Below are 17,386 nucleotides of genomic sequence, written 5' to 3' on the forward strand. Positions count from 1 at the left end.
GGGAGCGCTCCCAGACTCCTGACTAGGACGTGATGCGCATGGCGAGCCGAAGACTTCTCGTGGTGACCGCGCTCGTCGCGGCCTGCCTGCCCGCGGTGTCGATCACCGCGTCCGGCGCACCGGACGCCACCGTCGTGATCAACGCCCGAGCGGGGCTCGCGACGGTGCCGGACACCGCGATCGGCGTCAACCACGCGATCTGGGACAGCCAGCTCGGCACCAACGCGGTGAACGACCTGCTCGGCGACGCCGGGGTGCGGATGATGCGCTACCCCGGCGGCTCCTACGGCGACATCTACCACTGGAAGGACCACACGGCCCCCGGCGGTTACGTGGCGCCGAACACCGACTTCGACACGTTCATGGCCGGTGTGCGCAGGGCGCAGGCCCAGCCGATCATCATCGCGAACTACGGCACCGGCACGCCGCAGGAAGCCGCCGACTGGGTGCGCTACGCCAACGTCACCAAGGGCTACGGCGTGAAGTACTGGGAGATCGGCAACGAGCTCTACGGCAACGGGCACTACGGCGCCAACTGGGAGGCCGACGACCACCCGGACAAGAGTCCCGCCGGGTACGCCAGGGAGACCGTCGCGTTCGCCCAGGCGATGAAGGCCGCCGACCCCACGATCAAGGTCGGCGCGGTGCTCACCACCCCCGCGAACTGGCCGGACGCGATCGTGGGTGCCGGGGACGCCGCGAGCTGGAACCAGACGGTGCTGTCGATCGCGGGCCCGTACGTGGACTTCGTGATCGTGCACTGGTATCCGGGCGGGTCCACCACCGAGCAGACGCTGGCGAGCGCGGACCAGATCCCCGACATGACGTACCTGCTGCGGCAGCAGATCACCAAGTACGCGGGACCGGACGCGGACCGGCTCGGCATCGCCATGACCGAGGTGAACAGCTCGTACGGCCGCAACACCCAGCCGGGCGCGCTGTTCGCGGCCGAGGCCTACACGTCGTTGCTGGAGAACGGCGTCTTCACCGTCGACTGGTGGAACGTCCACAACGGACCAGGCAAAGCGTCCACCGTGGGCGGTCAGCCGGACTTCGACGACTTCGGACTGCTGTCCAGCGGAGGATGCCTGGCGGACGGCGCGTGCGAGCCACCGTTGAACACGCCGTTCGCGCCGTACCACGGGCTGAAGATGCTGAGTCTCTTCGCCCGCCCCGGTGACCAGCTCGTCCGGGCGGGCTCCGGCGACCCGGCGGTAAGGGCGCACGCGGCGCGCCGGCCGAACGGCGATCTCGCGGTGCTGCTGCTCAACTCCGACGAGAAGAACGCCCGCACGGTCACCCTCGACTACGCCGGTTACACGCCTTCCACCGCGGCGCCGACGGTGCACACGTTCACCAACGGCGCGACCGGGGTCGTGACGTCGACCGACGGCAGCGCGACCAGCCGGACCCTGCCGCCGTTCTCGCTCACCACGCTCGTCCTGCACCCGTCCGGCACCGCACAGCTTCCCGCCGCACCTGGACAGCCCACCGGTGCCACCACCGACCGGACCGCGACGATCAGCTGGCCGTCCGTGCCGGGCGTGGTGAAGTACGAGGTCCACCGCCAGCTCGGCACGACCAGCGAGCAGTGGGGCGAGACGTCCGGCACGTCGTTCACCGCCGGGAACCTCAACCCCGGCACCAGGTACACGGTCAACGTGCTGGCACGGAACGCCGCGGGCGCCGTGTCCTGGTCCTCTCCCCCGCTCACCGTCACCACCGGCAGTCCCGCCGAGAGCAGCTGCACGGTCCGGTTGTCGAACGTGACCGACTGGAGCAGCGGCTACGTGGGCGGCATCGACATCACCAACACCGGGCCGAACCCGCTCGCCGACTGGACGCTCACCTTCACCTGGCCCACCGGCCGTCAGCAGGTGGGGTCGGGCTGGAACGCGACGTGGACCCAGACCGGCAGCACGGTCACCGTCACCGGCAACGCCCGCATCGAGCCGAACGCGACGGTCAGCGTCGGGTACGTCGGCAACTACACCGGGCCGAACATTCCTCCGTCGGCTTTCACGCTGAACGGAACTCTCTGCCACACGACGTCATGAACCCCTGGCTCAAAGGAGAGCGGATGAAGCGGCGGCACAAGGTTCTGGGAGCGCTGATCGCGGCGGTGACAGCCGCGACCGGGATGATCGTCATCGGCACGGCAGGCCAGGGCACCGCGGCGGTGGCGGCCGCGGGCGGCACCGGCACCGGGTACCTGCACACCAGCGGGAACAAGATCCTGGACAGCACCGGCGCGACGGTCCGGCTGACCGGCATCAACTGGTTCGGCATGGAGACCGACAACAAGACCTTCCACGGGCTGTGGGCCAGCGTCACGTGGCGCCAGCAGCTCGACCACATGGCGCAGCTGGGCTACAACACCCTGCGCGTCCCGTTCTCCAACGACTCGCTGAAACCCGACGCCAGGGCCACCGGCATCAACGACTACACCAATCCCGACCTGGTCGGCCTGTCCCCGTTGCAGATCCTGGACAAGGTGATCGGCTACGCGGGCCAGAAGGGGATGCGCGTCATCCTCGACCGGCACCGGCCGACCAGCTCGGGCCAGTCCGCCCTCTGGTACACGGCGGGCGTGCCGGAGAGCACCTGGATCAACGACTGGAAGATGCTCGCCCAGCGCTACGCGGGCAACACCACGGTGATCGGCGCCGACCTGCACAACGAGCCGCACGCCGAAGGCACCAACCCGGCCGCGACCGGTTCGTGCTGGGGCTGCGGCGACACCAACCGCGACTGGCGGCTGGCCGCCGAACGCGCGGGCAACGCGATCCTGGGCGTGCAGCCGAACTGGCTGATCTTCGTCGAGGGCGTGAGCTGCCCGAGCGGCGGGCTGTCGAACGTGTGGGACGGCGACCCGTCCAACGACGAGGACTGCGGCTGGTGGGGCGGGAACCTGTCGAAGGCGGGCCAGTTCCCGGTGCGCCTGTCCGTGCCGGGGCGGCTGGTGTACTCCCCGCACGAATACGCGACCTCGGTCTACAACCAGCCGTGGTTCAGCGCCCCGAACTACCCGGCGAACATGCCGGGAATCTGGGACAAGTACTGGGGTTATCTGTACAAGCAGAACATCGCTCCGCTGATGATGGGCGAATTCGGCACCACGCTGGCCAATCCGGTCGACAAAGTGTGGCTGGAAAATCTCATGGCCTACACCGGGACCGGCGTGAACGGGATTTCGTTCACCTACTGGTCGTGGAATCCCAATTCCGGTGACACCGGCGGCATCGTCGGCGACGACTGGACCACGGTCAACCAGGCGAAGCAGAGCATCCTGCAGCCGTACCTCATCCCACCCACCGGCGGCGGCCCCGGCCCGACGACGACCACGACCACCGGCGGCGGTGGCACGGGCGCGTGCAAGACGGCGTGGAAGCTCGACAACTCCTGGCAGGGCGGCTTCCAGGGCGCGCTGACCGTGACCAACACCGGGACGAGTGCCGCCAACCCGTGGGCGGTCACGTTCACGCTGCCCGGCGGAGCCACCATCAACAACGGCTGGAACGGCACCTTCACCCAGTCCGGCTCGACGGTCACCGTGACCGCGCCTTCACACAGCCCGTCCCTGGCCGCGGGGGCGTCCGTGTCACTCGGCTTCACCGCCAACGGCGCGGTCGCGGCGCCCGCCGCAGTAACCCTGAACCAGTCCGCCTGCGTCTAGCCGCACGCGGGGCGCTCTCGTGCACGTCCAGTACACGAAAGCTCCCCGCGTGCACTTCACAACAAGGCAGCGGCGCGGGCAACCAAGCCCTCAACAACCGCGTTCAGCACTGCACGCGGGGCCCTTTCGTGCACTACTGGTGCACGAAAGGGCCCCGCGTGAGCGCAGCAGCAGGTCAGACGGTGGCGGCAGTGCGGGCGGCCAGGCCCTCGATGACGACGGTCAGCTTCTCGGTGACCTCGGGGTCGTCGACCGGGTGGAGCTCGGCGAAGCGGACCACCGAGCCCGGGATCGAGAGCGTCAGGTCCTCGGCGACCTCGGCGCCGGCGATCTTGACGGCCTTGCGGGCCTCGTCCTGGGCCCACACGCCGCCGTACTGGCCGAACGCGGTGCCGACGACGGCGACCGGCTTGCCGGACAGGGCACCCGCGCCGTAGGGACGCGACAGCCAGTCGATGGCGTTCTTCAGCACGGCCGGAATCGTGCCGTTGTACTCGGGCGAGACCAGCAGCAGGGCGTCGGCCTCGGCGGCGGCCTCACGCAGCTTGACGGCCGAGGCGGGCACGCTGCCCTCGGCGTCGATGTCCTCGTTGTAGAACGGCACGGTGTCCAGGCCGTCGAACAGGCCGACCTCGACGTGCTCCGGCGCGATCTGCACGGCGGCTTCGGCGAGCCTGCGGTTGTGCGATCCGGCGCGGAGGCTGCCGACGAGGGTGAGGATGCGAACGGCCATTGCGAACTCCCAGGAGCAGGCTTCGGTGAACAGTCCTCCGCACAAACGGGACGCGGCCCGTTTATCTTCCGGCTAGGCTGCGAACGTGATCGACAGCACACCCCTGCCCCTCATCGGCACGGAAACGCCACTGCGTGCGGACGCCGTCCGCAACCGGGCCCGCCTGCTGGAGGCCGCGGCCAGGCTGTCGGCCGAACACGGCGCGGCGGCGATCACGATGGAATCGGTGGCCGCCGCGGCGGGCGTCGGCAAGGGCACCGTGTCGCGCCGGTTCGGCGACCGCAACGGACTGCTCCAGGCCCTCCTCGACCGCGCGGAACAGCGGTTCCAGGCATCGTTCCTCTCCGGTCCGCCACCACTGGGCCCCGGTGCCGACGCCGGCGAGCGACTCAGGGCGTTCGGGCCGGCCCTGCTGCACCACCAACGCGCGCACGTCGACCTCTACCTGGCCGCCGAGCCCACGCCCGAGCGGCGGTTCACGGTTCCGGCCGGGCGGGTGCGCCACACCCACGTCGCCGTGCTGGTGCGCGCGGTCCTCCCGGACGCCGACGCCGAACTGCTCGCCCACACCCTGCTGTCGTCGCTGGACGTCGTACTGGTCGACCACCTCGTTCGCGGCCACGGGCTGGCACTCGAACGCGTCGAGGCCGGCTGGCACGATCTGGTCGACCGGCTCCTGCCCTGAGGGCGGCAATACCGAAAAGCCAGGCGCGAAGTTTGGAAACAATTGTTTCGAAACACTTTCGGCAGATTCTTCCGTCGAACGCGTCGAAGCGATCTTGTGAGTGCAAACTTGCCGGTGACACACTTCTGACTCGGCATTTCGAACGAGTTTCGAAAGTGTGGAAACAATGAAACTGACATCGAGGTCAGTGGCACTGGTGCCGCTCGTGGCGACAGCCGCGGCGGTGACACTCGGAGCAACGCTGATCGGGCCCGCCCCCGCGAACGCGGCCACCACCCTCGGCGCCGCCGCCGCACAGTCCGGTCGCTACTACGGCACCGCCGTCGCGGCGGGCAAGCTGGGCGACTCGACCTACGTGAACATCCTCAACACCGAGTTCAACATGGTCACCGCCGAGAACGAGATGAAGTGGGACGCGACCGAGCCCAACCGCGGCCAGTTCAACTACTCCGGCGGCGACCGCATCCTCAACCACGCCGTGAGCAACGGCAAACGGGTGCGTGGCCACGCTTTGCTGTGGTACCAGCAGGAACCGGGCTGGGCACAGCGGATGGAAGGGTCCGACCTGCGCCAGGCCATGATGAACCACGTCACCCAGGTCGCCACCCACTACAAGGGGAAGATCTACGCCTGGGACGTGGTCAACGAGGCGTTCGCCGACGGTGGCGGCGGCGGCCGGCGCGACTCCAACCTGCAGCGCACCGGCAACGACTGGATCGAGGCGGCGTTCCGCGCCGCCCGCGCGGCCGACCCCGGCGCGAAGCTCTGTTACAACGACTACAACACCGACGGCATCAACGCGAAGTCCACCGGCATCTACAACATGGTGCGCGACTTCAAGTCCCGTGGCGTGCCGATCGACTGCGTCGGGTTCCAGGCACACCTGACCAACAACGCGCCCTCCGACATGCAGGCGAACCTGCAGCGCTTCGCCGATCTCGGCGTCGACGTCCAGATCACCGAGCTCGACATCGCGGGTTCCAACCAGGCCAACGCGTACGGCGCGGTCACCAGGGCCTGTCTGGCCGTCGTCCGATGCACCGGCATCACCGTGTGGGGCATCCGCGACACCGACTCGTGGCGCACCGGCGAGAACCCGTTGCTGTTCACCGGTTCCGGCGCCAAGAAGCCCGCCTACACGGCGGTGCTGGACGCGCTCAACGCGGGCGGCCCCGGTCCGACGACGAGCACCACGACCACGACAACGACCACCACCACAACGACCACGACCACCAACGGCCCCGGTCCGGGCGGCTGCACCGCGTCTGTGTCGCTGAACCAGTGGAACGAAGGATTCGTCGCCACGATCAAGGTCACCGCCGGCTCCAGCGCCCTGAGCGGCTGGACCGTCACGACCACGCTGGCCAACGGCACCGTCACGAACTCGTGGAGTGCCAACCGCAGTGGCAACAGCGGCAGCATCAACTGGTCCAATGTGGACTACAACGCCAACGTGCCGGCGGGCCAGTCCACCGAGTTCGGCTTCCAGGGCACCGGAAGCGGTGCGGGACTGAACCCGGTCTGCACCGCGTAGCCGATCCGCGTTGATCGGACCGGCGGTTCGATCGCGGGCCCGTCGTTCGCGGCGGGCCCGCACCGGCCATTCGTACCAGCCAGGGCGCCCTCATGTAGCCGTCGCAGCGCGGCTCGAACCACGCCACGATAGGACGTTCGCGAATTCTCATTCGTCGTGGGAGGCGAGGGGTCGTGAAGAAGATCGTCCTGGCACTGGTTCTGGGTCTGGCCGCAGCGGGGTTGAGCGCCCCCGCCGAAGCCGAGCCGCGACTGGACAGCGTGCGGGTGTGGAACGAACTGGCGTTGACCGCGGTGCGCGCCGCACGCGCCACCGATGCCGACGCGGCCCGCACGTACGCGATGCTCAACGTGGCCATCTACGACGCGGTCAACGGCCTCGCCCACCCGGCCCGAGCGCACGCGCTCATCCCCGGCCCCAGCCCGCGCGGCGCTGATTCCCACGCCGCGGCCGTCGCAGCGGCACATGCCGTCCTCGTCCGGCTGGACCCCGCCCGAACCGCCACCTACGACGCTCAACTGCAGACCGACCTCGCCGGTCTGCGTCCCGGCCACCAGCGCGACGCCGGGGTGCGCTGGGGCGGAGAGGTCGGCCAACGAGTGGTGGCCTCCCGCGCCGACGACGGCTCGACGCCGGTCCAGACTCAGCCCGCCGGCACCGGCCCCGGAGTGTTCCGCGCCGAGTGGTCCGGCGTGCAGTACCGCAACGTCCGCCCGTTCGCCATCACCAACCCCGCCGCGTACGTACCGGGCCCGCCACCGGCCTTGGACGGTCTCGACTACGCCGTTGCCTTCGCCGACGTCGCACTCCTCGGCGACGCCGCGATCCCGGCCCCCGACAAGCTGGCCACCTTCCAGTTCTGGTCCGTGCCGACCGGCACCGGCCAGCCCGCCGGCGAGTGGGTCAAGATCGCGCTGACGGTGTCCCACGACCTGCCGCTCTCCGCCTCGGCACGCCTGCTCGCGTTGCTGACCATGGCGCTGGCCGACGCCACGGTGCCCACCGTCGCGACCAAGTTCACCTACCGGCACTGGCGTCCTACCACGGCGATCCGCGAGGCCGACACCGACGGAAACCCTTTGACGCAGCCGAATCCGGGCTGGGCGCCGCGCGCAGGCAGCATCGGCGGCACACCGGAGTACCCGTCCGGGCACAGCTCCTACAGCGGTGCGGCGGCGGCTGTGCTGGCCGGGTTCTTCTGCTCGGACAACATCCGGTTCACGCACACCACGGACACCGCACCGAGTGGTCAGGCGCGCAGCTATCCGAGCTTCTCCGCCGCCGCTGCCGAGGCCGGCAAGTCGCGGGTGTTCGGTGGACAGCACTTCGAGTTCAGCAACCAGGGCGGGCTTGCCCTCGGGCGTGGTGTCGCGGCGGAGGTGCTCGCGACGCGGCTGTTGAAGCGAAACGGACCGACACATCACGGCGGCTGTCCATTGTAGAGCTTGCGGGGCCGGGTCACGATCCCGATGTCCACAGTGGACCCGATCGTCGCGCGATCTGCGGCGGCCGGGCCGCTGAAATAGCATGGAGGCCACCGCCGGAGACAGCGAGGAACGACATGTCCCCAGAATCCCTGACCATGGCGGCCATCCTGCTGATCGTCGTGCCGACCATCGAGTTCGGCGGCCACTCGCTGCTGCGGATGATCGCCAAACGAGACCGCGGCTACCTGGAGAATTCCGTGCGACGGCACATGTTCCGCGCCGGCCACGCGCACGCGGGCGTGTGGGTGATCTTCGCCCTGGTGGCACTGCTCTACGTCGACAAGGCGAACCTTCCCGAGACCGCGCGGACGATCGTGCGGTGGGGTTTCGTGATCGGCCCGATCCTCACGCCGATCGGGTTCTTCCTGTCGGTGACCTCGCCCCGGGCCCAGCGGCCCAACAAGATGATCGCGTTCATCTACCTGGGCGCGCTCAGCCTCGCGGTCGCGACCGTGATGCTCGGCATCGGACTTCTGCGGGCCTGAGCACTACTCGGAACCGGACTGCCGGCGGTACTCCTGGAGCTGGGCGAGCCTGCGCAACGCCACCATGGCGGCATCGCCCAGCACAGTGCCGACGACGACGCCTTCGAGGACGTCCTCGACCGAGGAGTGCGTCATCACGCGGTCCACATCGGCTTCGGCTATTTGGCGGCAGGCGTCCGCGTAGACGCCCAACTGGTCGGTGAAGTGCGGGTGACCGAGACGACGGGCGGTCGCGACGACGGCGACCAGAGAGCGGGTAGCGGGATTGCCGGGCTCGGCGGGAAGTCCGCAGGTCGACAGGAACGACAAGGCTTCCTGCTCCGCGTCGGCATCTGGATCCGTCGGGGGAACCGCGGTGATTTCGTCGTGCACAAGACGTACCGCACTGGAGTCCGACGCGTCCACGGCCTCCAGCACCTCGCGCACGGTGGCGATCGAGAGGCCGCCGACGTCGACCAGGGCGCGCACGAGGGTCAGCCTGCGCAGGTGGTGGTCGTCGTACTGGGCCTGGTTCGCGGACGTCAACCGGCCGGTGGGCAGCAGGCCCTCGCGCAGGTAGTACTTGATGGTCGAGACGGGGACACCGCTGGTGCTGCTCAGTTCGCCGATGCGCATCGAACTCACCTGGCCTCGGCGCGATCTCGCGCGGGCAGGTACCACAGCAGCACCGCGCCGCCGACGAAGAAGACCAGCGTCGACATCATGGCGGGGCGGTACGAACCGGTCAGCTGGCCGATCGCCGCGAACGCCAGCGGCCCCAGCAGGAACCCGGCTCGTTCGAAGACGCTGAACAGGGAGAAAAAGCGGGCTTCCTGGCCTGCCGGAACCAGCTTGCTGAACAGCGAGCGGGACAACGCGATGGTGCCGCCCATCACCAGGCCCACCCCGCAGGAGAGGGCGGCGTAGCCGAAGGTCGCCCCTCGCGGGACGAAGAAGCCGATGCAGATGAGCAACGACCAGCAGGCGAGGCTGGCCAGCACGGCGTTGCGGGTGCCGAGCCGCAGCGCGAGCTTTCCGTGCAGCCAGGCCCCGAGCGCGCCGACGAACTGGACCGTGACCAGGATCGGGACCAGCGTCTGCTGGGTCAGGCCGATCTCGCGTTCGCCGTACTGCGAGGCCACCGCGTTCACGGTGTTGATGCCCGCTGTGTAGACGAAGAACGCGATCAGGAAACGCAGGACGATCGGATGTCGGGTCATGGTGCGAACGGTGGCCGGCAACGAGATCGAGTGCTGCCCGACCGTCCACTCCGGACGGTTCGCCGGGTCGTAGCGGCGCAGCACGCGCAACGGGCGGATCGAGAAGAGCGCCCACCACAGGCCCGAGAGCAGGAAGCACAGCCGAACGGCCGGCGCTTCACCGATGCCGATGGCGTCGTGCCCGAGGTAGATCACGAGCTGGGCGACCAGGATCAGGCCGGCGCCGAGGTAGCCGAGACCGGTTCCGCGCGCGGTGACGGCGTCCCGCTCCGATTCGGTGGCGATCCAGGGCAGATAGGAGTTGTAGATGACCTGGGCGCCGCCGAAGCCGGCGTTCGCGACGACGAAGAGCAGCGAGCCCGGCAACCAGTCCGGCGCCGACACCAGCGCGAGTCCGGCCGTTCCTCCCGCGCCCATGATCACGCACGCGAGGAACACCGTCGACCACCGGCCGGTCCGGTCCGCGACCAGGCCCACCAGCGGAAGCGCCAGCAGTTGCACGATCGTTGCCAGCACGAGGAGATAGCCCCACAGCGAACCGGCAGGGAAGCCGGCGCCGAACACGCTCACGTCGCAGTCGACCAGCGCGGAGTCGAGGCATCGCTGGCCGGACGAACGGGCGGCGGCCTCCGCGACACCGGTGAGGTAGACCGCGAGGAACACGGTCAGGATCGGCGTGGGGAACGCGGCGCTCGCCCAGTCGTACTGGTACCAGGCACGCTGCTCGATGCGGTTCACGTGGGTTCTCCCGATGACGTCAGCGAGGGATCAGTCCGCGCGGCAGCAACAGGGACGCCCGGTACAGCAACCGGTACCGCGCCCCCGCCACCGAGCGGGTTCTCCTCTTCGCGAGATCGGCCAACGCCTGGTCCACCACCGCGTCCGCGTCGAGCCACCAGCGTGAAGCCGGGTCCGGGCAGTCGTTGCCGGACCGCCGGTGCAGTTCGGTCCGGGTCCATCCGGGGCACACCGCGATCGCCGACACGTGGGTGCCCTCGAGTTCGGCGGCGATGCGATCGGTCAGCGAGACCACGTACGACTTCGACGCGGTGTACGCGGCACCGTTGCGGCCCGGCAGCAACGCCCCGAAGCTCGCCACGTTGATCACGGCACCGCGGTCGCGCTCGACCATCCCCGGCAACGCGGCACGGGTCAGCCGGAACACCGCTGTCGTACCGAGCTCGTACTGCGCCTGCAGCACGTCCGCGTTCGCTTCCCAGAACCGGCCCACCGCACCGATTCCCGCGTTGTTCACCAGCAGGTCGACCGGTGATTCCACGTCGGCCAGCCGGTCCTCGACCCGCTGCCGCGCAACCGGATCGGTGAGGTCCACGGCGAGCACCTCGTGGTCACCGTCCAGTTCGGCCGCGAGTTCCTTCAGCGTGTGCTCGAACCTCGCGACCAGCACCAGCCGATAGCCGTCCGACGCGAGCCTGCGGGCGAACGCCGCGCCGATGCCCGCCGTCGGTCCTGTCACCAGAGCTGTGGGCATGATCGGTTCCCTTCAGGCGACTCGGAAGTCGGTCGCCGGCGAGTCCTCCTCCAGCAGTTCCCGCATCCGCAGCAGCACCCTTCTCCTGGTGGGGCCGATGGATCCGCGCGGGATGTGCAACGTGCGGCTGATCTCGTCGTAGCTCGGCGCCGGGTCGGAGATCAGCATCCACAGCAGTTCCTGGTGCAGGCTCGGCAACTTGCGCAGCGCGGCGCGCACCCGCACGTGGTCCGCCCGCTCGACCACGACCTCCTCCGGCCCGCGGTGGTCGACGCCGCTGCCACCGCTCTCCACGTCGGCCACCAGCACGTGCCGGGCGGCGAACTGGCGGAGCTTGATGCTTTCCCGTTTCGCCACGGTCACGATCCACGTGCGAAAACGGCTCGGTTGCCGGATGCGGTCAATGGACGTCACGGCGTGCGCCCAAGTCGACTGGCAGATGTCCGCGCAGTCGTCCGGCGGCAGTCCGAAGGACTTCGCGACACTCCACACGAGCGGCGTGAACTCCTCGACCACCGATTCCCACGCCCCCTCGGTTCCCCGCTGGCCGCACTGGAACACAACCGTCTGCTGGGGTTCCCGGCCGGCGAGTCCCCCAACCCCGTCAATCACGCCTTTCTCGTGAACGACACTCATGCACCCACCCACTCGCGACGGACTTGTTCCCTCCTCGAACACCGTCGCAGAGCGGCTTAATGGCCCCCTAATGCTGCCCTAAGCGTCTCAATACGGCGATTTGTGAATCAATCACGCCCATGCCGGGTATCTGCCAACTTACACTGACCTCGTTCGGTGATCCGGAATTCGATTAGTTGCCCAAAGCAACGTTCCCGGCCGCTCGCCGGGAGAGTTGCCGACGTCGTCACGAAAGGTTGAACCGCAGGGGGGAACGTGAATGAAATTCCGTCTTCTCGGCCCCGTGGAGATCGTCACGGCGAAGGGTTCCATGTTCACGGTGGGGGCGCCGAAACGACGGTCGGTCCTCGCGGCGCTCGCGCTCACGCCCAACCAGCTGCTCGGCACCGACGCGCTCATCGACCGGGTCTGGGGTGAGGACCCGCCCGCGCACGCCCGCACCGCGCTGCAGGGACACATCTCCGCGCTGCGCAAGGTGATCACCGGACCTGCCCGGCTGAACAGCAGGGCGTCCGGCTACGAGCTGGTCACCGAGGCGGACGCGGTCGACGCCGACCTGTTCGACCGGCTGCTGGCCGACGCCAAGCACCGGTCCGACTCCGTGGCCGTGGTGCTGCTGCAGCAGGCGCTGGGGCTGTGGCGCGGCCCGGCGCTGGCGGGCACCGCGGACAGCCTCTACCTCGCCGCGGCGGCGGCCCGGCTCACCGACAGCAGGCTGCACGCGATCGAGGACCTGGCCGCCCGCCTGTTGCGATTAGGCCGCCCGACCGACGCCAGCACGCTGCTCGACGAACACGTGTCCGAGCACCCGTTGCGCGAGGAGCTCGCCCAGCTCGCGGTCCGCGCGCTGCACGCCACCGGCCGCCGTTCCGAGGCGTTCGAGGTCTACCAGCGCACGCAGGAGGCACTCGCCGACGAACTGGGCGTCGAGCCGTCCGAGGGACTGCGCCGCGAACACGAGGCGCTGGTCAGCGGCCAGCCTCCGGCCCAGACCGCCTCCGCGCCCGGCCCGTCACCCGCCCAGCTCCCGCTGGGCGCCGCTGGCTTCACCGGCCGGGACCAGGAACTGCTCGAACTGCGGGAGACCACGCGCCGGATCGTCGTGCTGAGCGGCCAGGCCGGCATCGGCAAGACGACGCTGGCACTGCGGTACGCGCACGAGATCAGTGACGGCTATCCCGACGGCCAGCTCTTCGCCGACCTGCGCGGTTACGACGAGCGGGAACCGCAGCCGCCCGCGGACGTGCTCGTCGGGTTCCTGCACGCGCTGGGCGTCCGGGAGGGCGACATGCCCTCGGACCCCGACGAGAGATCGGCCCTGTACCGGTCGTCCATGGCTGGGCGCCGGATGCTGGTGGTCCTCGACAACTGCCGTGACCCCGGCCAGGTGCGCCCGCTGCTCCCCGGCACGCCCGGCTGCCTCACGCTGATCACGAGCCGCAGCCGGCTGGAGGGCCTGGTCGCGCGGGAGGGAGCGGCCCACCTCGGCCTGGACGTGCTGACCGAGGAGGACGCCCTGGACGTCATCACGGGCGTGATCGGCCGGCCGCGGGTGGCCGCGGAACCGGAGGCCGCCCGCGCGCTCGTCCGGCTGTGCGGCCGGCTCCCGCTCGCGCTGCGGATCGTCGCCGCCCGGCTCGCGACGCATCGGCGCTGGCAGCTCCAGCGCATGGTCGACGACCTCGCCGACGAGCAGCAACGCGCGAGCACGCTCGTCCCCGCCGATCGAGCCGTGGGCGCGTCGCTGACGTTGAGCGTGCGCGCGTTGCCGGCGCGCTCCCAACGCGCGTTCCGGCTGCTCGGGGTGCATCCCGGACCCGACGTCGACAGGTTCGCCGCGTCCGCGCTGTTCGGCGCGAGCACGGCCGAGACCCGCCGCCACCTCGAGGAGTTCGCCGAGGCGCACCTGGTGATCGAGACGGTGCCCGGCCGGTACAGTCGGCACGACCTCGTCCGGCTGTACACCTCGCAGCTCGCGCGTGAGGACGACGAGTGCGCTGCGGCGGGCCGGCGGCTGGTGGACTACTTCCTGCACACCGTCGGGGTGGCGCGGCTGACCCTGGAACCGCGGCCGCCGCTGTTCGACGGGCCGGTCGAGCATCCGCCCGCGACGCTGCCCCCGTTCAGATCGGCGACCGAAATCCTGACCTGGGTCGACGCCGAGGAACCCAACATCCGCGCATTGGTGACAGCCTCGGCGCGGTACGGCGACCACGAACGCGCGTGGCGGCTGGCCTATCGCACCGGGGTGCTGCACTACCGGTGCAGCAACAAGGTCCGATGGCTGGAGGTGCTGGAACCGGGTCTGGAGTCGGCCCGCCTGCTCGGCGACCGGCCCGCCCAGCGGCTGCTGCTGAGCAACATGGGCCTGGCGCTGGCCGAGTTGGGCCGCCACGACGAGGCGGTGCCGAGGATGCGCGAGGCCCTCGCGATGGCCCGCGAGCTGGGCGACCGGCTCGCCGAGTCCACCGTGCTCAACAACCTCGGCGAATCACACCTGCTCAGCGGCCGCGTCGACGAGGCGCACACCTGTCTGCGGGACGCCGTGCGCATCGCCCGTGAGCTCGGCGAGCCCTACCTCGAAGCGAAGTGGCTCAGCAACCTCAGCCGAGTGGCGACCGATCTCGGGGCGACCACCGACGCGCTCGACCACCTCGGCCGCGCGTTCGCCCTGCTGGCCGACGTACCGCTGTGCGACGCGCACGTGCTCGCACACGCCCGGCACGGACTCGTGCTGGAACGGCTCAAGCAGCACGCCGACGCGCTGGACCACTACCAGCAGTCCCTGGACCTGGCCCGCCGGCTGGGCGACCGGAGGGCCGAGGAGCAGCTGCTGCACCGCGTCGCGCGGGTCGCCCACGTGCTGCACGGACCCGACGCCGCGGCCCGCTACCTCGACCAGTCGGTCGCGCTGCGGAAGCGGCTCGGGCTCTCGCGCACCGACGAGTCGCCCAGCGAGGTGTCACCATGACCCACCCGCGGTGTGTGCCATGAACGGCGCTTTTGTGGACCTGAGGTCCACAAAAGCGCCGTTCATGGCACACGACTAGGTGCTCACCGTGAGGTGAGCCAGCGCGCCATCAGCTGGAACCGGCTGCCGGACACCGGCCTGCGCTGGGCCACGTCCCGCAGCGCCCGCCGCACGACCACGTCCGCGGCACCGTTCGTCAGCCACGGCGTGGTGACGAAGCACAACGCCATGACGTGGACCGGCGTGCCGCACAGCGCGTCGGCCAGGTTCTGCGACAGCGTGCGGACGAACGCGTCCTGCACGGTGCACCTGCCCAGACCCCACCACGTCCCGTCGGAACCGGCCACGTTGATCACCGCACCACGTCGCCTGCGGACCATGCCGGCGAGCGCCGCGTGCGTGAGCCGCAGGACGCTGGTGGCCCGGAGGTCGAAGTCCGCCTGCACCCGGTCGACCGGCGTGGCGAGGAAGCCCGGGCTGACGTCCCCGGCGGCGTTGTTCACCAGCAGGTCCACCGGCGCGCGGTCCTCGTCGAGCAGCCGGTCCTCCACGAGGGCGCGCTGACCGGCGTCGGCGAGGTCGGCCACGATCACCTCGACGGTGATGTCGTGCCGGTCGGCGAGCTCCGCGGCCAGCGCGCCGAGCTCGCGTTCGCCGTGGCCCGCCAGCACGAGGTCGTGGCCCGTGGCGCCGAGCCGCCGGGCGAACGCCGTGCCGAGTCCGGTGCGGGGGTCGGTGACCAGTGCGGTCGGCATGGCTCCTCCCCCAGGTCACGTGATCAGGACGGACACCGCCACCTCGGCCAGAACCGCTGTGGTGAAGACCGCCGGGAGCTGCCGCGGGATGGCCCTGCGGCGGAAGAAGACGATCAGCACCGCGACGCCGAGGACCGTCATCAGGCCGCCCTTGATGATCATCTTCACCGGGTCGTGGTGGTCGTCGGTCGCGATGCCGACGCCGACCAGGCCGAACCCGGACGCGGTGACGATCAGCACGGACCACGCCCACATGGGAATCAGCGGGCCGTCGGGCTGCGTGCGGCGTTGCACGAAGTACGCGGCGATGAACCCGGCCATGCCGAGCAGGTGCGCTCCGACGAGCAAGGACTGCAGGATCTGCATGGTTTCACTCCTCACCGTGCGGCGGTGTTCGCCGGCACGCGCACGAGGTCTCCGTCGACCTGCTCCCCTGCCTGCGGGTCGGTGTCGAGCCAGTGTTCGCGCCGGCGCAGCCGGGCCAGCAGGGCTCGTTCGCGTTCGACCTGGCGGGTCATCTCGGGCACGGAGGCGTAGAACCTGGCGTCCGGCTTGCGCTCGCGCCCCAGGTCGAGGCTGATCGGACGGGTGGCGTGGGCTTGAGCCTGCACCATGTCCGCGAGCAGTTCGGCGCTGAGCGCGAGCATCGGTCCGGCACCGCCGCGCAGCTGGATGAGCCCGAACACGTAGAGGCCCGCGGTCCGTTCCGGCAGCAGCCCGCACACCCGGCGCGGTACCCCGTTCTCCCACTCGAAGAGCCCGTGGTCGAGGAACGGGAAGGTGTTGAGGTACCCGGTCGCCCAGACGACGCTGTCGAACTCCTCCGCGGTCCCGTCGGCGAACCGGACCACGCGGCCGTCGAAGCGCTCGATGTCCGGCCGGTAGCGGACGGTGCCGTGCCGCAGGTGGTAAAGGAGCTGGGTGTTGACGGTGACCTGCTCGGTGAAGAGCTTGTGGTCGGGCTCGGGCATGCCGTACTGGCTGTACGGTCCGTTGACGACCCGCAGCATCGCGGTGCTCACGACCCGCTGCAGCCACGCCGGGATCCACGGGTTGTTCAGTTCGGACACGGGTTTGCCGTAGACCGTCTTCGGCACGAAGTGGTGCGTGCGGCGCATCGAGATCCACGCGGTGCCGAACGTCCGGCCCGCCTCGACGGCGAGGTCGCACGCCGAGACGCCGGCGCCGACGACCAGCACCTTGGGCCCTACCAGGTCGTCAGGCCGTTTGTAGTCCTTCACGTGCAACTGGGCGCCGGTGAACGAGCCCGGCTTGTCCGGCACGAACTTGTCCCAGTGGTGGCCGTTGGCGACCACGACGCCGGCGTAGTGCCTGGTCTGCTCGCCGTTCGCGGCGCGGCTGGTGACCAGCCAGCCATCGGTGCCGTCGGCCGCGCCGGCGGGGACGACGGCCGTGACCTCGGTTCCGAACATGATGTGCTCGCGCAGGCCGAACTCGTCCGTGTAGGCCTTCAGGTAGTCCCGCAACGCCGTCCAGTGCGGGAAGTCGGGCAGGTCGGCCGGCATCGGACGCTCCGGGAAGCCGGTGCTGCGGCGGGACGTGATCAGGTGCGTCGAGTCGTACACGCCGTCGAGCCAGTTGCCGCCCACCTCGGGCCTGACCTCGTACACGTGCACGCCGACACCGCGTTTCAGCAGTGCGCGCGCCGCCGCGAGCCCGGCGAACCCGGCCCCGATGACGCAGTGAGTTCCTCGTGCCACGAGTGCTTCTCC

15 protein-coding genes are annotated in these 17,386 nt (G+C 69.9%); 7 read left to right on the plus strand and 8 right to left on the minus strand.

Annotation, left to right across the window (positions count from 1 at the left end; genetic code table 11):
* Positions 1-38 precede the first annotated feature (38 nt).
* On the plus strand, positions 39-2,057 hold the full coding sequence (locus B0F77_RS19480; protein WP_086664449.1) for a cellulose binding domain-containing protein: 2,019 nt from the start codon (positions 39-41) through the stop codon (positions 2,055-2,057).
* Positions 2,058-2,080: 23 nt separating this feature from the next.
* Complete coding sequence (locus tag B0F77_RS19485) at positions 2,081-3,676, plus strand: cellulase family glycosylhydrolase (RefSeq protein WP_086664357.1); 1,596 nt, start codon at positions 2,081-2,083, stop codon at positions 3,674-3,676.
* A gap of 175 nt (positions 3,677-3,851) precedes the next feature.
* Here the strand turns inward: B0F77_RS19485 and B0F77_RS19490 are convergent, their stop codons facing one another.
* Positions 3,852-4,409: an NADPH-dependent FMN reductase gene (locus B0F77_RS19490; RefSeq protein ID WP_086664358.1), complete on the minus strand. Its 558-nt coding sequence runs from the start codon at positions 4,407-4,409 to the stop codon at positions 3,852-3,854.
* A gap of 85 nt (positions 4,410-4,494) precedes the next feature.
* Between B0F77_RS19490 and B0F77_RS19495 the strand changes: the two genes are divergently transcribed.
* The 4 genes from B0F77_RS19495 to B0F77_RS19510 all read left to right on the plus strand — a co-directional run bounded on the left by B0F77_RS19495 (position 4,495) and on the right by B0F77_RS19510 (position 8,600).
* The gene (locus B0F77_RS19495; RefSeq protein WP_211293880.1) at positions 4,495-5,094 is read left to right on the plus strand and encodes a TetR/AcrR family transcriptional regulator; all 600 of its coding nucleotides are present in this window, start codon (positions 4,495-4,497) and stop codon (positions 5,092-5,094) included.
* A gap of 166 nt (positions 5,095-5,260) precedes the next feature.
* Complete coding sequence (locus B0F77_RS19500; RefSeq protein ID WP_086664359.1) at positions 5,261-6,628, plus strand: glycoside hydrolase family 10 protein; 1,368 nt, start codon at positions 5,261-5,263, stop codon at positions 6,626-6,628.
* 173 nt (positions 6,629-6,801) lie between these two features.
* Positions 6,802-8,070, plus strand: a complete 1,269-nt coding sequence (locus B0F77_RS19505; protein WP_086664360.1) for a vanadium-dependent haloperoxidase — start codon at positions 6,802-6,804, stop codon at positions 8,068-8,070.
* A gap of 119 nt (positions 8,071-8,189) precedes the next feature.
* Complete coding sequence (locus B0F77_RS19510) at positions 8,190-8,600, plus strand: hypothetical protein (protein WP_086664361.1); 411 nt, start codon at positions 8,190-8,192, stop codon at positions 8,598-8,600.
* Positions 8,601-8,603: 3 nt separating this feature from the next.
* Here the strand turns inward: B0F77_RS19510 and B0F77_RS19515 are convergent, their stop codons facing one another.
* From B0F77_RS19515 to B0F77_RS19530, 4 genes are read right to left on the minus strand one after another with little or no spacing between them, the layout of a single operon-like run.
* Entirely contained in the window at positions 8,604-9,215 is a 612-nt protein-coding gene (locus tag B0F77_RS19515) for a MerR family transcriptional regulator (protein WP_086664451.1), read from the minus strand.
* Between the two features lie 5 nt (positions 9,216-9,220).
* Complete coding sequence (locus tag B0F77_RS19520) at positions 9,221-10,537, minus strand: MFS transporter (RefSeq protein ID WP_158102764.1); 1,317 nt, start codon at positions 10,535-10,537, stop codon at positions 9,221-9,223.
* A 19-nt stretch (positions 10,538-10,556) separates the two neighbouring features.
* Positions 10,557-11,291, minus strand: coding sequence for an SDR family NAD(P)-dependent oxidoreductase (locus B0F77_RS19525; RefSeq protein ID WP_086664363.1), 735 nt, complete (start codon positions 11,289-11,291; stop codon positions 10,557-10,559).
* Positions 11,292-11,303: 12 nt separating this feature from the next.
* Positions 11,304-11,927, minus strand: a complete 624-nt coding sequence (locus B0F77_RS19530; protein WP_086664364.1) for an RNA polymerase sigma factor — start codon at positions 11,925-11,927, stop codon at positions 11,304-11,306.
* A gap of 259 nt (positions 11,928-12,186) precedes the next feature.
* On the opposite strand from B0F77_RS19530, the gene B0F77_RS19535 reads away from it, so the two are divergent.
* Entirely contained in the window at positions 12,187-14,898 is a 2,712-nt protein-coding gene (locus B0F77_RS19535; RefSeq protein ID WP_086664365.1) for an AfsR/SARP family transcriptional regulator, read from the plus strand.
* 83 nt (positions 14,899-14,981) lie between these two features.
* On the opposite strand, the gene B0F77_RS19540 is transcribed toward B0F77_RS19535, so the two are convergent.
* From B0F77_RS19540 to B0F77_RS19550, 3 genes are read right to left on the minus strand one after another with little or no spacing between them, the layout of a single operon-like run.
* Complete coding sequence (locus tag B0F77_RS19540) at positions 14,982-15,653, minus strand: SDR family NAD(P)-dependent oxidoreductase (RefSeq protein ID WP_086664366.1); 672 nt, start codon at positions 15,651-15,653, stop codon at positions 14,982-14,984.
* 15 nt (positions 15,654-15,668) lie between these two features.
* Complete coding sequence (locus B0F77_RS19545) at positions 15,669-16,019, minus strand: hypothetical protein (RefSeq protein WP_086664367.1); 351 nt, start codon at positions 16,017-16,019, stop codon at positions 15,669-15,671.
* 11 nt (positions 16,020-16,030) lie between these two features.
* Entirely contained in the window at positions 16,031-17,374 is a 1,344-nt protein-coding gene (locus B0F77_RS19550; protein ID WP_086664368.1) for a flavin-containing monooxygenase, read from the minus strand.
* Between the last annotated feature and the right edge of the window lie 12 nt (positions 17,375-17,386).

The sequence above is a fragment of the Lentzea kentuckyensis genome, assembly GCF_002150765.1.
GTDB classification, from domain to species: domain Bacteria; phylum Actinomycetota; class Actinomycetes; order Mycobacteriales; family Pseudonocardiaceae; genus Lentzea; species Lentzea kentuckyensis.